The 15,993-nt window shown below is 46.4% G+C and carries 18 protein-coding genes; 3 read left to right on the top strand and 15 right to left on the bottom strand.

What is annotated here, in order from left to right:
• Positions 1-426: transposase (locus FZD51_RS20510; RefSeq protein ID WP_187445843.1), on the top strand; the 426-nt coding region annotated here is incomplete at its 5' end.
• A gap of 132 nt (positions 427-558) precedes the next feature.
• Here the strand turns inward: FZD51_RS20510 and FZD51_RS20515 are convergent.
• The 11 genes from FZD51_RS20515 to FZD51_RS20565 all read right to left on the bottom strand — a co-directional run bounded on the left by FZD51_RS20515 (position 559) and on the right by FZD51_RS20565 (position 11,044).
• Positions 559-1,524 carry an ROK family glucokinase gene (locus tag FZD51_RS20515; protein ID WP_148976464.1) on the bottom strand — a complete coding sequence of 322 codons (966 nt, stop codon included), beginning with the start codon at positions 1,522-1,524 and terminating at the stop codon, positions 559-561.
• Between the two features lie 18 nt (positions 1,525-1,542).
• Entirely contained in the window at positions 1,543-1,746 is a 204-nt protein-coding gene (locus FZD51_RS20520; protein WP_148976465.1) for a YqgQ family protein, read from the bottom strand.
• Between the two features lie 330 nt (positions 1,747-2,076).
• The gene (locus FZD51_RS20525) at positions 2,077-3,534 is read right to left on the bottom strand and encodes a spore germination protein (RefSeq protein ID WP_148976466.1); all 1,458 of its coding nucleotides are present in this window, start codon (positions 3,532-3,534) and stop codon (positions 2,077-2,079) included.
• 166 nt (positions 3,535-3,700) lie between these two features.
• On the bottom strand, positions 3,701-5,236 hold the full coding sequence (locus FZD51_RS20530) for a rhomboid family intramembrane serine protease (RefSeq protein ID WP_262381029.1): 1,536 nt from the start codon (positions 5,234-5,236) through the stop codon (positions 3,701-3,703).
• A gap of 224 nt (positions 5,237-5,460) precedes the next feature.
• Positions 5,461-5,652 (bottom strand): hypothetical protein, encoded by a 192-nt coding sequence (locus tag FZD51_RS20535; RefSeq protein WP_148976468.1) that lies wholly within the window; start codon positions 5,650-5,652, stop codon positions 5,461-5,463.
• An 85-nt stretch (positions 5,653-5,737) separates the two neighbouring features.
• Entirely contained in the window at positions 5,738-6,529 is a 792-nt protein-coding gene (locus tag FZD51_RS20540) for a DUF92 domain-containing protein (RefSeq protein WP_262381030.1), read from the bottom strand.
• Entirely contained in the window at positions 6,519-7,076 is a 558-nt protein-coding gene (locus tag FZD51_RS20545; protein WP_187445845.1) for a 5-formyltetrahydrofolate cyclo-ligase, read from the bottom strand. Before FZD51_RS20545 ends, FZD51_RS20540 begins: the two co-directional genes overlap by 11 nt.
• Positions 7,077-7,218: 142 nt before the next feature.
• A complete protein-coding gene (gene rpmG / locus FZD51_RS20550) occupies positions 7,219-7,368 on the bottom strand; it encodes a 50S ribosomal protein L33 (protein WP_022544192.1) in 150 nt (49 codons plus the stop codon).
• 112 nt (positions 7,369-7,480) lie between these two features.
• On the bottom strand, positions 7,481-8,056 hold the full coding sequence (locus tag FZD51_RS20555) for a hypothetical protein (RefSeq protein ID WP_148976469.1): 576 nt from the start codon (positions 8,054-8,056) through the stop codon (positions 7,481-7,483).
• 41 nt (positions 8,057-8,097) lie between these two features.
• Complete coding sequence (locus tag FZD51_RS20560; RefSeq protein ID WP_148976470.1) at positions 8,098-10,413, bottom strand: glycosyltransferase; 2,316 nt, start codon at positions 10,411-10,413, stop codon at positions 8,098-8,100.
• Positions 10,394-11,044 carry a DUF4912 domain-containing protein gene (locus tag FZD51_RS20565; protein WP_187445846.1) on the bottom strand — a complete coding sequence of 217 codons (651 nt, stop codon included), beginning with the start codon at positions 11,042-11,044 and terminating at the stop codon, positions 10,394-10,396. The genes FZD51_RS20560 and FZD51_RS20565 overlap by 20 nt, the downstream gene beginning before the upstream one ends.
• A 322-nt stretch (positions 11,045-11,366) precedes the next feature.
• Here FZD51_RS20565 and FZD51_RS20570 point away from each other — a divergent pair, with 322 nt between their 5' ends.
• A complete protein-coding gene (locus tag FZD51_RS20570; protein WP_009794884.1) occupies positions 11,367-11,738 on the top strand; it encodes a hypothetical protein in 372 nt (123 codons plus the stop codon).
• A complete protein-coding gene (locus FZD51_RS20575; protein WP_148976472.1) occupies positions 11,735-12,256 on the top strand; it encodes an endolytic transglycosylase MltG in 522 nt (173 codons plus the stop codon). The genes FZD51_RS20570 and FZD51_RS20575 overlap by 4 nt, the downstream gene beginning before the upstream one ends.
• Positions 12,257-12,489: 233 nt before the next feature.
• Here FZD51_RS20575 and phoU read toward each other — a convergent pair whose 3' ends face one another.
• The 4 genes from phoU to pstC form a co-directional block, all read right to left on the bottom strand.
• A complete protein-coding gene (gene phoU, locus FZD51_RS20580) occupies positions 12,490-13,149 on the bottom strand; it encodes a phosphate signaling complex protein PhoU (RefSeq protein WP_009794882.1) in 660 nt (219 codons plus the stop codon).
• A gap of 53 nt (positions 13,150-13,202) precedes the next feature.
• Positions 13,203-14,030, bottom strand: a complete 828-nt coding sequence (pstB, locus tag FZD51_RS20585; protein WP_262381033.1) for a phosphate ABC transporter ATP-binding protein PstB — start codon at positions 14,028-14,030, stop codon at positions 13,203-13,205.
• A 96-nt stretch (positions 14,031-14,126) separates the two neighbouring features.
• Positions 14,127-15,005 (bottom strand): phosphate ABC transporter permease PstA, encoded by an 879-nt coding sequence (pstA, locus tag FZD51_RS20590; RefSeq protein WP_148976473.1) that lies wholly within the window; start codon positions 15,003-15,005, stop codon positions 14,127-14,129.
• The gene (gene pstC / locus FZD51_RS20595; RefSeq protein WP_148976474.1) at positions 15,005-15,979 is read right to left on the bottom strand and encodes a phosphate ABC transporter permease subunit PstC; all 975 of its coding nucleotides are present in this window, start codon (positions 15,977-15,979) and stop codon (positions 15,005-15,007) included. The genes pstA and pstC overlap by 1 nt, the downstream gene beginning before the upstream one ends.
• Positions 15,980-15,993 lie beyond the last annotated feature (14 nt).

Genomic DNA, 15,993 nt, shown 5'->3' on the forward strand with positions numbered 1-15,993 from the left:
TGTCTTGTCTATGACGAGTACTATGATTGTTATATCTGCCCAGAAGGGCAGTTGCTGGAGTATGTCACCACGACGAAGGAMGGATATCGTCAGTATAAGTCTAAACCAGAAATCTGTAAAAATTGTCCATTACTTTCACAATGTACATTGAGCAAGAATCACCAGAAGGTGATTCAACGACATGTCTGGCAAGATGCTTTGGAAGAAGCTGACCATCTTCGTCACCAAGATGATATCAAGGAAATTTACGAAAGACGAAAAGAAACCATCGAGAGAGTATTCGCCGATGGAAAAGAAAAGCATGGTATGCGATGGACAACCCTAAGGGGATTAAAAAAATTGTCTATGCAGGCGATGCTTACTTTTGCTGCCATGAATTTAAAAAAGATGGCCAACTGGACATGGAAAGAGCCAGAAATGGTCTAAGAGAATGCCTCGTCGAGGCACCAATATTCTTGAAATACAAGAAAAAACTCAAAAGGCACTTCGAATGGACACATTCGAAATGCCTTTTGTCTACAATCTGAAACCTTCTGCGCAGGCAGAAGGTTTTTATGATCATTTATTTTTGATAAGCCAGGCAGCGCCGATGACTCCGGCGTCATTGCCAAGAGTGGCAATATCAATAGACGTGGACACCGCAACCCTTGGAAAAGCAAAACGGGCAAACTGGGCTTTGACAGGATCCAGCAGTATGCTTCCGGCTTTGGAAACGCCGCCGCCGAGCACGATCTTCTCAGGGTTGAGTGTATTGGCAATATTGGCCAGCACAAGCCCCAGATGGAAGGAAACTTCTTCAATAACCTTGCCGGCTGTATCATCTCCCTGTCTGGCTGCATCGAAGACATCTTTAGCAGATAAGAATCCATTATTCCTGTGCAATTCATGCAGCATGCCTTCATCCTGTCCCTTTTTCATTTTGTCCAGCGCAATCCTCACAATACCAGTAGCCGAAGCGATTGTCTCCAGGCAGCCGGTTTTGCCGCAATTGCAGGGAGCCCCGCCTTCAGGAATAGCGGCAATATGACCAATTTCCCCGGCCGCTCCGCTTGTTCCCTGGACTATGTCTCCGTTGGCGATTACCCCTCCGCCGACTCCAGTTCCAAGTGTGACACATACAAGGTCTTTAGCGCCGTCCCCGGCACCCTTCCACATTTCACCCAATGCGGCACAATTGGCATCATTGTCTATGATGACCGGCAAAGAGGTTTCCACTTCAAGCAGATCCTTTAAAGGATAATTATCTTTCCAGCCAAGATTTACAGTATTATAAACGACACCTGAAGCGAGATCTACCGGGCCGGGCGCCCCCATTCCGATGCCGGCAACATTTTCCTTGCTGTGATCCAGTTCTTCAAGCTTTTGATCAATTGCTTTGGCAATATTAATGGTGATATTCTTGCCATAATTAGAATTATCAGTCGGTATCTCCCATTTATGAATGATTTCTCCATAAAAATTCAAAAAAGCCAATTTGGTTGTCGTTCCTCCCAAATCCACTCCGATCAGCCATTTTTCAGCCATTATTGTCACCTTTTCCTTCTATCGTTTGTTTTTATTGAGCAGCTGCCTTTCATGCCTGACGAGCAAAAGAGCAGTCTGAAAATCCTTTGGGTCAATCAGCTGGGACTGCCGGAGCTCCATCAGCTCCTCTTCCATCAGCTCAAGGTCAGCCGACCTGTCTCCAATATAAATGAAGGTCCCATACTTTTTTAAAAATTGCTGTACATCATAAATGCTTTTCATTCTCAACCCTCTTACTATTGGTTTGCTTTTATATTTTTGCAGCGGTTACATCACTAAAAGTATAATCGAAAAACATAGCTATCTCAATGGAAAACAGCAGCTTGAGAACTTTTTAAGGCTGAACAAGACAAACGGCACCGAGGACAGCAGCTCAAGCAGCCTTCCAGGGCAGATGGGCGAGGGATAAGATCTTTCATTTTGCACCAAACCAAAATACCATATTGATTCATTAGCAATGTTAAAAGAGTTTCACACAAATAAGCCCAGCAACTTGGATACCAAAAAAGCCCCTCAAATCAAGAGGGGTTCTGACAATATCCAATGTATCTTTCAACGATCAGGATCTTTGGGATGAAGAAACCGCGGACGCCTGTTTTTCAGCGGAATCGGCGATCTTAGCAGCACATCCCTGAATGCCCTTAAGTTGAACGGAAGAAACGGCCAAAGGTAAGGGACACCAAATGAATTGACTCTCGCAAGCATAAAGATAAGGAATGTTACCGCAAGCATGAATCCATATTCATGGAATGCTGCTGTGGCCAGCAGCAGAAATATCCTTACAAGCCTGTTGGCGAGGCTCATTTCATAGCTTGGAGTTGAGAAGGTGCCGATCGCTGCAATGGCGAGGTACAAAACTACCTCATTGATGAAAAGCCCAACCTCCACGGCCACCTGGCCGATCATCAGGGCGGCGACAAGACCCAAGGCTGTCGCAAGGGCGGAAGGTGTATGTATGGCAGCCATCCGGAGCATATCAAGCCCAAGCTCTATAATCAGAAATTGAAGGATAAGGGGCAGCTCACCCACTTCATTCGGTCCGATATAGGCAAGGTTTTCCGGGAGCAATTCAGGCTTGACGGCCAGCAGATAATAAAACGGCAGCAGGAAAATCGACGCCCAGACAGCCAGAAAACGGACAAAACGCAGATACGCCCCAATCATCGGCTTGTTCCTGTATTCTTCTGCATGCTGGAGATGGTGCCAGAAGGTGGTCGGGGTTATCATCACACTTGGCGAGCCATCGATCATGATGCATACATGGCCCTCAAACAAGTGTGTCGCTGCCGTGTCGGGGCGTTCGGTATACCTGACCATGGGAAACGGGTTCCAGTGCCTGCCTGAAATGAACTCCTCAATCGTTTTTTCTGCCATCGGGAGGCCGTCCGTATCAATCTTTGATAGAGCTTCCTTGATTTTTTTCACCGTATCAGGATCGGCAATATCCTCGATATAGCTGACCACAATATCAGTCTTTGACCTTCTCCCTACCTGCATATATTCCATGCGCAAAGTACGGTCCCGGATCCGCCTCCGTGTTAAAGCTGTATTGAAGACAAGGGTTTCGACGAATCCGTCCCTCGATCCCCTGACCACTCTTTCCGTATCAGGCTCCTCCGGCCCCCTGACAGGATAAGTCCGCGCATCAATCAGGATCGCTTTGTCCACGCCATCTGCAAATAAAGCTGTGGGGCCAGACAGTACGGCATCGACGACCTTGTCCAGATCATCCAGGGTCTCTACCTCAACATAAGGGATGTAGGTTTTGACAAGCTTTGCCAGGGTATCCCCTTCCAGCTGTTCTTTATCCAGGCTTGAAAGCAATTTCATCAGATAATGGAGAATATCATCTTTCACAAATCCATCAACCAGATACAGCGCCATTTCTCTTTCCGCATATTCCACGTTCAGCTGAATCACATCAAAGCTTTTATCAACCCCAAGGGCTTCTTTCAGATAGGCGGTATTTTCCCGGAGAACGGGGCTGACATGCTTTTTCGTTCCTTCCATCTTCAACACATCCTGACAATATGAACATATTATTCCAAACAATAGTCTCATCATAGACAACGGATGGAAAAAACATACCATGCCGGGAAAAGATCCAGTTCATCTTTGAGGAAGACTCACTTGAGCAGCTATCCATTACAGACTAACATGCAAAAAAGGTACAGCTCTACTCGAGCTGCACCTCATTACCTTTGATTTCTTCCAGCAGAAGTCTATAACCCTCTTCGGACGGATTCAGTTCGATTGCCTGTTCTGCATACTCTCTGGCCTTTGCTGTATCCTGCTCATTATAAAATATAACGGCAAGATAGTAATACGCTCCATCCAGATCAGGATGATCAGCGACAAGCTCTTCAAGCCTGTTTTTTGCCTTCGCTGCTTCTCCTCTCTCCAGCTCCAGATAAGACAGAAGCAGCCGCATTTCAGCAGAAGAACTTTCAGAGCTTTCTACCTTTTCACTTACAAGGCTGTACGCCTTGTCATATTCCCTGTTCTTGGTATATTCCTGTGCCATTATGAATACAGATTCCTCATCCAGCTCCCTGCCAGGACTGTAGCCATATGAGAGCCCTGTATAAATGACGGCAGATGCCAGAAGAAGGAATAGGAGCTGTAACCCGAATCTTCTCTTTTTAGGCACATGGACCATACCTGCTGCAAGGAAGCCTCCTGCAAGCCCGCCAAGATGACCGGCATTATCAATGCCCGGTACAGAAAAACCAAAAAGCAGATTGATGCCTAGGACAATCAGGATGTTCAGCCCCATGGTCCTGAAAAATAGCTTGGGCTGAATCAGGCCGAAATAGAGAAGTGCCCCAAAACAGCCAAAAATAGCTCCGCTCGCACCCGCAGAAACACTCGAGTTGAACAGGAAGCTGGCCAGGGCGCCCGTGAAACCGGCCAGAATATAAATGAACAGGAACCGTGCGCTTCCATATATCTTTTCTACAGCTGTTCCCAGATAATAAAGGGCCAATGTATTCATGACCAGATGCAGCAGGCCGATATGAAGCACAATCGGTGTAAAGAAACGCCACCACTCACCTTCTAAAATGAGCGGATTGTATTTTGCCCCATATTGAATCAGCACTGAGGTTGTTTCGCTTCCTCCATTAGCTTCCAGCCAAAAGAACATGGCCACCTGGATAAAGATAAAAAGATAGGTGAAAATCGGCCTGCCCTGATTAAAGACAGCCTTATCCGCTTTCACTTTATCAGCTGCATTTCCCAGTGCAGCACGCTTTATGTTTTCTACTTCTGCTTCTTCATACTCCTGCTTTAAGTCAAATGAAATGGAAGTGCCGAGAAAATCCCCTGCTTTCTTCAGTCCATCTTCATAGCCTGCCCGGTCAATCAGGATATTGGCCACCTTCGTTTTGCCCCCTGCACCGGAAGGCGGATCAAGCCTGAATGTATAATCATCTACCGGCGGATAAGCCGTTATATATATATTGAGGATAGTCAGCTCTCTTTTTCTGACTTGCTTCCTTATGTTTTCTCCATTTGCTGCTGTAAGGTCAATATCGCGCTGAAGTGAATTTCCCCAATCCAGGTTTCTCCGCAGCAGCCTGACGACCTGTGTATCCTTGCTTTCCAGTTTTTCGAGCCAGATTTCGTTCTGGTTCTTCGACATCTGCACAAGTCTGTAGTCTTTTTCGGCGATCAAAAAATAGGCCAGCCTCCAAAATAAATAATCTTCCATATATACCAACGCTTCCCCTACTTTCTTTGGCAACTCCGCGCATTTACCCTCTTACACTATAGGCAATGCCCTCTCCTTTTGTCTAGCACCGGCTCCTGAACGTTCAGCAGTTATACATTTTTTCCTTATTTGCCCCCATCCTAAACGGACTTAAACAAATTGAACGGCATTTCCCCAAAATAAAAAGGCCCTTACTGGACCTTTTTTCCGGGCAGCCGGCAAGCTTACCAGCCTGTGTTTCCGGAGAAAACCGATTTCATCATTTTATTCCTTACGCCTGGTATATTCATCAATGAAGTAACAAACAGGCGGCGCAGGACAGCGCTTCCCATCACTGTATTCACCACTCGAAAACGGTTTTGATAAAGATAATATCCCCCGATGCCAATGGCTAATATGGAAATAATCCGTGACATATATCATCCCTCCTGAGATTATTTTTAACGAAAAACTCCATATTATCCATCAGCATTGAATGTTGCAGACGGGTTTCTGTATGTATTATGACAGCCAAAGCAGGCAGCAGACCCCCAAAAGGGAAGCACCTGACCCGCTTGCAAAATTAACAGCATCGTTGGTCATCCATCTGAACCCGGAAACCAATTCAGCCCTTTTTCCGCAATGTTTGCTTTTTTCCATATCGGCCCCGCAGAATGCACATCTGTATGAAGCCTGCCAATAGGTGCCGATAAAGGTATCCAGTATATTACCGATGCATCCGAACAGAAAGATGGCCATCATATGCTCTGATGAAAAGGAAAAAAGCAAAGCTGCTGCGCCAGCTATAACCAGCGAGCCTGCTGCACCTGCTGCCGATCCAAGGACGCTTACTGCCCCGGATGTCCCTGCTGATGCTTTTCTCCATGTCCTGATGGAGATAGGGGAGGATTCGCTCAAAGCCCCTATCTCAGAAGACCAGGTATCCGAATTGGCGCTGGCCAGGGAAATAGAAAAGGCAGAAAGCCAAAGGATCTGCGGGTCAAAAGCGAATATGATACTGAAGAGTGCAGCAAGCCCCCCATTGGCTGCGACCTGAAGCCAGTTTCTCTGCGCTCCCTTTCCCAGCTTTTCTTCCATCGCTGTTTTTTGTTTCTTTTTATATACCGACCAAAAGCTGGATGTTAAAAAAAACAGCCCCAGAAGAGCCAGCCCCCGCCAGCCGGTCCCCATCACTATGCATATACCCGCTGCTGCGGCTGCAATGCTCCCTGATGGAGCCAGAAGCCGCAGCTTCAGGCTTAGGAAAGATGCGAGCAGCACAAAAGCTGCCGGCCATAAAAAATCAAACATCATCAGGAGCTGTAATGATCATATCAATTTTTTTATCGTGGGGCTCAACAGGCATTTCAGTAACCATTTGCACGCGGAAGGCAAGGGAAATGGTGTACCCGCCATATCCGGCCAGCCAGCGGTCATAATAGCCTCCTCCGAAGCCAAGCCGCAAGCCGCCGGAACAATAAGCAAGGCCGGGCACAATCATCAGGCCGAATTCCTCCGGCTCAATCTTTTCTGTCAATGCTTCAATAGGTTCCAATAAGCCGTAATACACGGATTCCAGCTCGAGGAAGGAAGTCAGCCTCCTGAATTCCATCTTTCTATCCGCAGGAAAGCATTTAGGGACTGCGACCCTCTTCCCTTCCTCCCAGGCGCGGCGGATAATCTGCAGGGTATCCGGTTCAGGAAACCTGGAGACTGTTATCCCGATTGTATCTGCCTTTTTCCAGCTTTCTTCATTATATAGCCTTTGTGCCAGCTGATAGGAATATTGTTCATATTCCTGTTTCGTTATTTCCGAAAGCTTCTCTTTCACTTCTTTCCGAAGCTTGTTTTTATCTGCCAAGTCATTTCCTTCCCTTCCGAGCCTTTTGTTCATCATAGCATAATACGGGATATGAAGAGGAATATACGATGAAGAAAAAAAAAGCCCGGACAAGTCCGGACTTTAAAAATGGATACAAAAAAACAGTGGAAGAATCCACTGTTTATTTTGTTTCGCGGTGCAATGTAACACGCTTCAATCTTGGGCTGTATTTCTTAAGCTCAAGACGATCTGGGTTGTTACGTTTATTTTTTTTAGTAATATAGTTACGATCACCAGTCTCTGTGCAAGCCAACGTAATGTTCACACGCATGTAATTTCCCTCCAAACTATGTTTCATCCTAGTTCGTTCATACGACTTTTCTATAATATCATTAATTCAGCTTAAATGCTAGTCCGTTTTTTCATGACTTTTTATTTTTTGATCAAACATTCTTATCCAGCGGTCTTAGAGAAACAGAAGCCCCTCCACGGACCATTTTTTTCGCTGGTATGGAGATCTCCAGAAGCAGCACACTGGAAGTCTCCCCCCTGATCATCGGGACATAATTCAATATTCCCCTTTTTTCATGCTTCCAGATTCGTCCGTCCAGAGCAGCACCCATGGACAAGGCCGAAAGCTGTGTCCGATTCCCGCAGGGTGAATCTGGCGTGATCAGGAACAGCTTGTTATTACATGCGTGATAAATCGCCTCTCTTGAAGGTGAAACAAATGAAAAAGCCTCACCCGCTGCTTCCTGATAGAAGGCAAACAATAATTTAACAGAGATAGAAGATGCCTGGTCATTCGCCACTTTTGCAAAAAATAAATCAGATTCTGTTTCGGCCTTTTCTTGGCTAAAGGAGACCGTAACTCCTTTTTTAAGAAAAATGTCCCCGCCATATCCCTTTTCCTGCCAGCAGGTCCGGCCTTCCAGCCATACTCCCTGCCTGACGAGCAGCTTCCCGCCTGCCCGCCTGCTGTCTTGGTCCAAATCATGCAGATTGGCTGATTGTCTCATTTCCTCGCACCTTTATCCCTTCTATATAGTCAGATGAACCGCTAAATTCTGTAGCCCAGCACACAGTCTTCAATCACCCGTTTGGTTTCTTCAGCGATCCTGTCCCAGCTGAACAGCTGCAGAGCCGCAGTCTTTCCCATGCTTCCGATCACTTCGGCTTCTTGTTCATTGCAAAGGAGGAAAGCGGCTTGTTCCACAAAGCTTTGAGCATTTCCCGGCTCCATCAGCAGACCTGTCCTTCTATGGCTGATAATCCCTTTCAATCCGCCTGTGTCTGACACAATGGTAGGTTTGCCATGCATCATCGATTCCAGCGCCACTATACCAAAAGGCTCATAATCACTTGGAAAAACAGCAGCATCACATAGTGAAAATAATGCGTTGCGCTGCTCATCACCAATGAACCCTATAAAGAATACGGTCCCGGACAGCCCCATTTCTTCCGTTTTCTTTCTATAGAAATCCAATAGCGGACCTTTTCCGGCTATAAAATAATATACATCCGGAAACTCGTCTTTCATGAGGGCTGCTGCTTCCAATAGGGTATCAAAGCCTTTTTCCTTCACCATTCTGCCAAGGGAAAATACTAGCCTTCTGTGCGGGTCAACCGGCAGCTGGCTTAAAACATCTTTTTCCGGCTGGAGAAAATCACCAGGATGAATTCCATTGGCTATGATATGAACAGGCTTTCCTTCTATATGAAAAATCTTCTGGATCTCGTCCCTCATATATCTGCTGCAGACAATCAGCATATCTGCAGCCTCAGCCAGCCTGCTTTCCTTCTGATGGATGAACTTCTGTATTTCCGTATATATGCCATTATTCCTTCCATATTCCGTTGCATGTATCGTGGCCAAGAGCGGTAACCTGAGCTCAGATTTCAGCGATTCAGAAGCTGGCCCTGCAAGCCAGTCATGTGCATGTATGAGGGAGAAGCGGTGGATACGTGCCAGCTCCAGCCCTTTTTCAGCCATGGCCAGATTCAGGCTCCCTACCCAGTACAGAAAATCTTCTTCTGCAGCAGCAAGCGGCTTCACCCGATGGACAGTGACTCCATCTGCACTCTCCTCCATCGGCGCTCCGTCTGTACCGGCAGTAAGAACATGAACGTCGAAGCCTTTTCCTGCAAGGCTCGTGGCCAGTCCATGGACATGACGGGAAAGGCCTCCGACGATATTGGGCGGGTACTCCCAGGACAGCATCAGTATCTTTGGCAAACTGCCCGTTTCGGCAATATGCCCTCCTCTGCCTCCAATTGCTGCAAGGATGGGTGATTTCACCTCCAGTTCCTCCAGAAAGGCCTCTCCTCCCTCCCCAGCCGCAAACAGCATCTCCAGCTTCCGGAATGCTTCGGCATGCTTTTCTGATTCGCCCCGGTAATCGGGATGGGCTCCGAGGGTATTCAAGAAAAACATCCATTCTCTTGCCATTTGTTTATAAATCCTCAGCTCCCGGCTATTCATCAAAGATTCTGCAATCTTCTCAAGTTTTCTTTCCTGGAAGAAGCACTCCTCCCATAAGCCGGATATCTCTTCGAAGGGAACTCCGCAATCTTCTAAAAATGATGAGGAAAGGTGCACCCTTTCCAATTCCTCAGCTCTTTCCTTGGCGGAGGATACCGATACAGCGGATAGTCCTTCAAGGTTAGAAATATTGAGATCATGCAGGCTGACCGCCGGCATACCATCTTCCTTTTTTTCTGTCCCCTGAAAGTGATAGACAGGAATCATGATTACCCCGTGGGGAGATAAGACCTCTCTCTTCCTTCCATCCTGCGGCGCCGGGTCTCCATAGCCGATCGTCCTGCCGTGTATATAGCTGTGAAGGATACCTGCTTCAGCCAGATAAAGATCCAGCCCTTGCTCATAAGCCCCTTTTGGAAACCAGAATCCTGCCGGATGGATGGAAAAATAATCAGTTATGATGGAAATCCCAGAATCAATCTGCATTCTTATTCCATTTTGAGTCGAAAGAAAAGGGAGGATCGCTGAACATGACGGAGAAGCAAGGAGCTCCAGCTGGCCGCTTTCGGCAAGCTGGCGCACAAAGATATTCAGCCTTCCCTGATGCTTCTCCCAAATTCGGATCACCTTTCCATCCTGCTTATCCTTGTTTAAATAGTCAGCCATTTTCTGCTGAAAATCAGGCTGATCGAGAAGTTCAAAGTAGATGGGAGTTACCGCCAGCTTAATCCCTTGTTTTTCCTGAATATTATCGAGAAACAGAACGAACTTCTCAGTAAAAGAAAAAACTTCATCCTGCATCTTCCGGTTCTCTGAATAAAAGTTCATGACAGGCGCTTCTGCGTATACGATAAACCCTTCTGTAGCAGCCAGTTTAAACGCCTCCCTTTTCATTTGTATAAAAGCTGTAGGTGCTGACGTGTTCAATCCAATTTGGCGGGGACCCGTTTTCGTGTGCCTTTAGATCTTCCTTAAGACGCCCTGCCTGTTCAGAGGAATTCCTCGGAATTTGAACTGAATTGGATCTCATAAAGGGTATGAATCTGCCGCGAATCCTGGCCCCTGCTTCAATGCAGTAAGACCGGTCTGGGGCCAGGTTTTTAAACATGCTGGAGTTCTGCCCTTCAGCGAGGAGATGTTCCTGGAAACTGTGTGCATTGCTGCCATTAAAGATTATGCTGGTGATATCATAAAGCCTGATTGCATCCTCCAGCTCACTTACATGAACTTCAAAATATGACGCAGCAAGGGTTTTCTTCATGGCTGCCGTCCTCCAGAAGGAATATATGCATCCATCCTCCACCTGCCAGGCAGCTATCCCCTCTTCTTCCATCCGACAATCCGGAGGTACCCGGATCGCTTCTGTCACACTATGTTTTTGCTCCTTTTCATCCTCTTTCTCCTCCGTCTCTTTCAAGTGTTTCATCCACTGATACTGAACTTTTCCGCGGGTTGTACCTAGCTCTTTTGCAATATTTCTGAAGGAAAGCCCTTTCTCCCTTAATCTGATAATTTCAGATTGCATGGTGCACCTCCTGCCGGCCAACCTGCCATTATATGCCCTGCCGGCCCGTCTTATTACTTTCATGTTATCACTGAACCTGCGCCCCCACAATGAACGCATTTTGTCGTATTATGCAGGTCCTTTGAACGCTGGCACCAGAGGGCAAAATAATTTTTCTGCATGAGTTTAGAACCAGTCATTCCGGCCGGATTCTGTTTTAAACTCGGCCAAAAGTACGGATTATGCAGATAAACACTCTTTTCCTGCTAGATGGAGTCGAATTTTGTCATCTGTAATGGTAAAATTACTAGGGCACTAAAAAATTATTATTGAGGTGAATATAATGGGTTATGTAATGATCGGCCTGATAGCCGCGGCAATATTGCTTCTCATACTCTCGTTTTTCCTGAAAGATCCATATAAAAGCATTCGTGAAGAAATCGACCAGGTATCAATCCATCAGATACAGGAACTTTACTTGATCAAGAAAAAACTGAAGGTGCTTGAAGAAGAGCTATTAGTAGACGGAGCTGCCGCCAAGCCGGCAGGCCAGCCGCTCTCTTCCGGGCCAGTCAATCCCATATTGAAGAATCAGGTTCTCTCCCTTTCACAGCAGGGGCTGTCCATCGACCAGATTTCGAAGCAGTCCTCCCTTTCCAGAAACTCTGTACAGGAGATCGTCAATGAATTTTCTGCAAGGAGAGAGTACTCATGAACAGACTGACCTTGCGGGCATTTTCACTTGGGATGCTGATTACTGCGTGTCTCATCGGCGCTTTTTATTTCTTTTCAAAAGACGATTATATCAATCTTTCGGATGCGAAGGCTGCCAAAGCAAGCGTGAAGGAAAACGGATATATCCTTTTGTCGGAAAAAGAATATGATGAACTAAAAGGCAGGACGGCAGAGGAAACTGAAAGCAGCCAGGCAGAGGATAAGCCTGCCAAAGAAGGCGATAAAAAGGCAGATCCAGAGGAAAAACCCAAACAAGATGAGCAGGAAAACAAAGCTGAGCCAAAAGTTATTACCTATAAAATCACAATTTCAAGCGGAATGGATACAGGAGAGATTGCAAGCCAGCTGGCTGCAGCCAAGATCATCACCAATGAGTCAGCATTTAAGCAGTACCTCATCTCCAGCGGCATGCATACAAAGATCCAGCTTGGCACATTTGAATTGAACAATGAAATGACTTCCCAGCAGATTGCAACAGTCATCACAAAAGGCAGATAAAGATAGAAGCGGATGGAGGGGCACTTGCCCTCCATCCATTTTTATTTAATAGGCTTTGTTAAATATTTTTGTTGATTTTGGGCTCATTTTTAGCCGGATATTCATTTCAGCTGTGCTGAAATGCGTGTGAAACAAAGTTTCACACGAATGAGCCCAAAATCAACAAGGTACACTAACACAGCCATTTAATAAAAGAGCCCTGCAGAATCCGGGATCCTGCGGGGCTCTTTGCTTTAGCTATTCAAATCATAGTGCCTTCCTTTAACAAGATAAAACACGCTTTCTGATATGTTGGTCACATGGTCTGCGGCTCTTTCAAGATAGCGGCAGATAAAGGACAGCTGGGTGATCTGCGGCAGGTATTCAGGCTTCTGCAGATTGATCTGCAGGAGCTCCTGTATCGTCTGGCCGTACAGGTCATCAACCTGATCATCCATTTCTGCCACTTCTTTTGCTTTCCTGACATCTTCTTCATTGAAAGCCTCAAGAGACATCTTTAGCATCCTGGAAGTGATTTCATACATTTCTTTAATATGGACGATCGGCTTAACATGCTCCTCGCTTCCGATACGGATGGTGGATTTCGCGATGTTGACGGCAAAATCGGCTATCCTTTCAATGTCGGTGGCAATTTTGATCGCCACAATGATTCTTCTTAGATCAATTGCGACCGGCTGCTGCTTCGCTATCAGAAGGATGGCCAGATCATTGATTTCCTCATATAGAACATCAGCTTTCGTATCGTCCTCCATGATTTCAAGAGACGACTCAATATCCTTGCTTTCAAGGGCATTAATCGCCCGGAGCAAAGCCTGATCGGCAAAATTGCCCAGTTCCATCAATTTATTTTGCAGCTCTTTTAAATCATAATGAAATTTTTCGCGGATTGCCATTTTATAAGCTCCCTTCTTTTCCTGTAAAGTGTGTTTTCCTTATTAACCGGGCATCAGCCAAATCGGCCGGTAATATAATCTTCCGTCCTCTTGTCGACAGGATTGGAGAAGATCTTATCTGTATTGGAAAACTCGATCACTTCACCATTTAAAAAGAAAGCAGTCTTATCGGAAATACGGGCAGCCTGCTGCATATTGTGGGTAACGATGATGATGCTGAATTCTTTCTTCAGTTCCTGCACAAGCTCCTCAACCTTCAGGGTGGATATAGGATCCAGGGCAGAGGTCGGCTCATCCATCAGGATGACATCAGGTTCAATGGCGAGGCAGCGGGCGATGCAGAGACGCTGCTGCTGGCCTCCGGACAGACCAAAGGCATTCTGGTTCAGCCGGTCCTTCACTTCATCCCAAATGGCTGCTCCCTTCAAGCTCTTTTCCACAATCTGATCAAGAATTTTTTTATCGCGGATCCCATGGATCCTTGGCCCGTAGGCGACATTTTCATAGATGGATTTCGGAAAAGGATTAGGCTTCTGGAATACCATGCCTACTTTTGTACGCAGCTCTTCCACTTTATAAGACTTATCAAAAATATTCCTGCCCCTGTAAGCAATTTCCCCTGACGTCCTGACTCCGGGAACAAGCTCAATCATCCTGTTCAGCGTTTTGATATAAGTTGATTTCCCGCAGCCTGAAGGGCCGATGATGGCGGTCACTTCATTTTCATAGATATCCAGATCGATGTTCTTCAATGCATTATTATCGCCATACCATAAGTTCAGCTGATTCGTTTTGTATACGATGCTTTTTTCATTAACAGACCCCTGGGTAGTGCCTTTTCTGACAGCTGGTGCATTCACTTTATCTTTTGTTGCATTCATTATGAAAAACTCCCCTTCATCCTATATTATTAGCCCGTCTGATTGGATGCCCATGAAAAATGGGCAAGCTGAAATCTGATCAAACATTTAAGAGCCTTAATATCTTTTCTGAAATTTATTCCTGATCAGGACGGCAACAGAGTTCATGCCGATCAGAAGCACAAGCAGAACAATGATTCCTGCTGCTGCAAGCGCCTGGAACTCCTCCTGCGGCCTTCCGGTCCAGTTATAAATCTGCATTGGCAGTACAGTGAACATATCAAACACAGACCTCGGCAGGAACGCCAGGAACAGCGGAAGTCCCAGGACGACGAGCGGAGCTGTTTCCCCGATGGCCCGTGAAAGCGCCAGGATGCCGCCTGTCAGTATGCCGGGCACCGCAGCAGGCATGACAACCCGGACGATTGTCTGCCATTTGGTGGCGCCCATTCCATAAGAAGCTTCTCTAAGCTCTTTGGGAACAGAACGGATCGCTTCCTGTGAGGCTACAATGATGATCGGCAAAACAAGCAGGCTCATAGTCAGCCCTGCAGCAATAACACTTGTGCCAAACCCTGCTGCCCTTACGAATACAGTCAGGCCAAGCAGACCGAATACAATGGAAGGCACACCTGCGAGGTTAGAGATATTCACTTGGATGAAGTCTGTGAATTTGCTTTTCTTCGCGTATTCTTCCAGATAGATTGCCGTTCCCACTCCAAGCAGAAGTGATACCGGGGCAACGACGCCCATGAGCCAAATGGTCCCGATCAAAGCTGTTTTGACCCCGGCCAGTTCAGGCTTTCGGGATGGCAGGCTTTGAAGGAACTGCATATCAAGGTAGCCGGCTCCTTGAGTGAGTATCCGATACAATAAGATTCCTAAAATCAATAACCCAAACATGGTAGCTGCCAGGAATATCAATTTAAACAGTACATTCTTATACAGCCTCGGTTTCATTTTGTTAACGACAGATGTATGGTCAATCAGCTTCATCAGTATTCCTCCCTAAAGCGGCGGGAAATGAACTGGGCGAACAGATTCATTACTAAAGTGAACAGGAAGAGTGTAAATCCAACCGCGTATATGCTGTAATAGATCGTTGTCCCGTAGCCGGCATCACCCTGGCTGACCTGGACAATATAGGCTGTCATGGTTTGGATGCTGTTTGTCACATCCCATGAAAGGTTCGGAGTCGATCCCCCAGCAACTGCTACAATCATTGTTTCTCCGATTGCCCTTGATACAGCAAGTACAACTGAAGCGACAATGCCTGATAATGCTGCGGGCAGGACAACCTTGAAGGCCACTTCAAGCTTAGTCGATCCCATTGCAAGAGCCCCTTCCCGCATCGCACGCGGAACCGAAGACATGCTGTCCTCTGAAAGGGAAGCTATCATCGGCGTTATCATGATGCCGATCACTATTCCCGGGCTCAGGGCATTAAAGATTTCAAGAGAAGGAATGACATCCCGAAGGATTGGCGTTACAAATGTCAGTGCAAAAAAACCGTAAACAATCGTCGGTATGCCTGCCAGCACCTCAAGGACCGGCTTAATGATCCTTCTTGTCCTGTCAGATGCATACTCACTCAAAAAGATGGCCGATGCGAGGCCGATTGGCACCGCAACTATAACCGCAATGGCGGTAACTTTCAATGTTCCTGATACAAGCGGCAGGATGCCATAAGACCCCTGTGATTCAGAGAAAGGATACCATTTCTGGGCTGTAAGGAATTCTCCGATGCTTACCTTGTCGAAGAAGATGAATGTTTCTACAATAAGAGTCATAACAATGCCGATTGTCGTCAGCACTGAAACTGCAGCTGTCAGCAGCAGAAGCCATGGTACGAGTTTCTCTATAAAATTTCCTGCATTTTTCTTTTGCTTTTTCTCCTGAATCATTTCCTGGACGGAAAATGTGTCCGATGACTTTAATAGTGCCAAAATGAAAACCCCTTTCATCCGCATAGCAAGATGAGAAG

Origin of the sequence: Bacillus infantis (assembly GCF_008180445.1) — a bacterium.
Classification (GTDB): Bacteria; Bacillota; Bacilli; order Bacillales; family Cytobacillaceae; genus Bacillus_AB; species Bacillus_AB infantis_B.

What these genes read in the sequence shown, in the direction of transcription:
- FZD51_RS20515 (WP_148976464.1), bottom strand. Translation starts at nt 1,524, where the DNA reads ATGGCTGAAAAATGGCTGATCGGAGTGGATTTGGGAGGAACGACAACC.
- FZD51_RS20520 (WP_148976465.1), bottom strand. Translation starts at nt 1,746, where the DNA reads ATGAAAAGCATTTATGATGTACAGCAATTTTTAAAAAAGTATGGGACC.
- FZD51_RS20525 (WP_148976466.1), bottom strand. Translation starts at nt 3,534, where the DNA reads ATGGAAGGAACGAAAAAGCATGTCAGCCCCGTTCTCCGGGAAAATACC.
- FZD51_RS20530 (WP_262381029.1), bottom strand. Translation starts at nt 5,236, where the DNA reads ATGGAAGATTATTTATTTTGGAGGCTGGCCTATTTTTTGATCGCCGAA.
- FZD51_RS20535 (WP_148976468.1), bottom strand. Translation starts at nt 5,652, where the DNA reads ATGTCACGGATTATTTCCATATTAGCCATTGGCATCGGGGGATATTAT.
- FZD51_RS20540 (WP_262381030.1), bottom strand. Translation starts at nt 6,529, where the DNA reads ATGATGTTTGATTTTTTATGGCCGGCAGCTTTTGTGCTGCTCGCATCT.
- rpmG (WP_022544192.1), bottom strand. Translation starts at nt 7,368, where the DNA reads ATGCGTGTGAACATTACGTTGGCTTGCACAGAGACTGGTGATCGTAAC.
- FZD51_RS20555 (WP_148976469.1), bottom strand. Translation starts at nt 8,056, where the DNA reads ATGAGACAATCAGCCAATCTGCATGATTTGGACCAAGACAGCAGGCGG.
- FZD51_RS20560 (WP_148976470.1), bottom strand. Translation starts at nt 10,413, where the DNA reads ATGAAAAGGGAGGCGTTTAAACTGGCTGCTACAGAAGGGTTTATCGTA.
- FZD51_RS20565 (WP_187445846.1), bottom strand. Translation starts at nt 11,044, where the DNA reads ATGCAATCTGAAATTATCAGATTAAGGGAGAAAGGGCTTTCCTTCAGA.
- FZD51_RS20570 (WP_009794884.1), top strand. Translation starts at nt 11,367, where the DNA reads ATGGGTTATGTAATGATCGGCCTGATAGCCGCGGCAATATTGCTTCTC.
- FZD51_RS20575 (WP_148976472.1), top strand. Translation starts at nt 11,735, where the DNA reads ATGAACAGACTGACCTTGCGGGCATTTTCACTTGGGATGCTGATTACT.
- phoU (WP_009794882.1), bottom strand. Translation starts at nt 13,149, where the DNA reads ATGGCAATCCGCGAAAAATTTCATTATGATTTAAAAGAGCTGCAAAAT.
- pstB (WP_262381033.1), bottom strand. Translation starts at nt 14,030, where the DNA reads ATGAATGCAACAAAAGATAAAGTGAATGCACCAGCTGTCAGAAAAGGC.
- pstA (WP_148976473.1), bottom strand. Translation starts at nt 15,005, where the DNA reads ATGAAGCTGATTGACCATACATCTGTCGTTAACAAAATGAAACCGAGG.
- pstC (WP_148976474.1), bottom strand. Translation starts at nt 15,979, where the DNA reads ATGCGGATGAAAGGGGTTTTCATTTTGGCACTATTAAAGTCATCGGAC.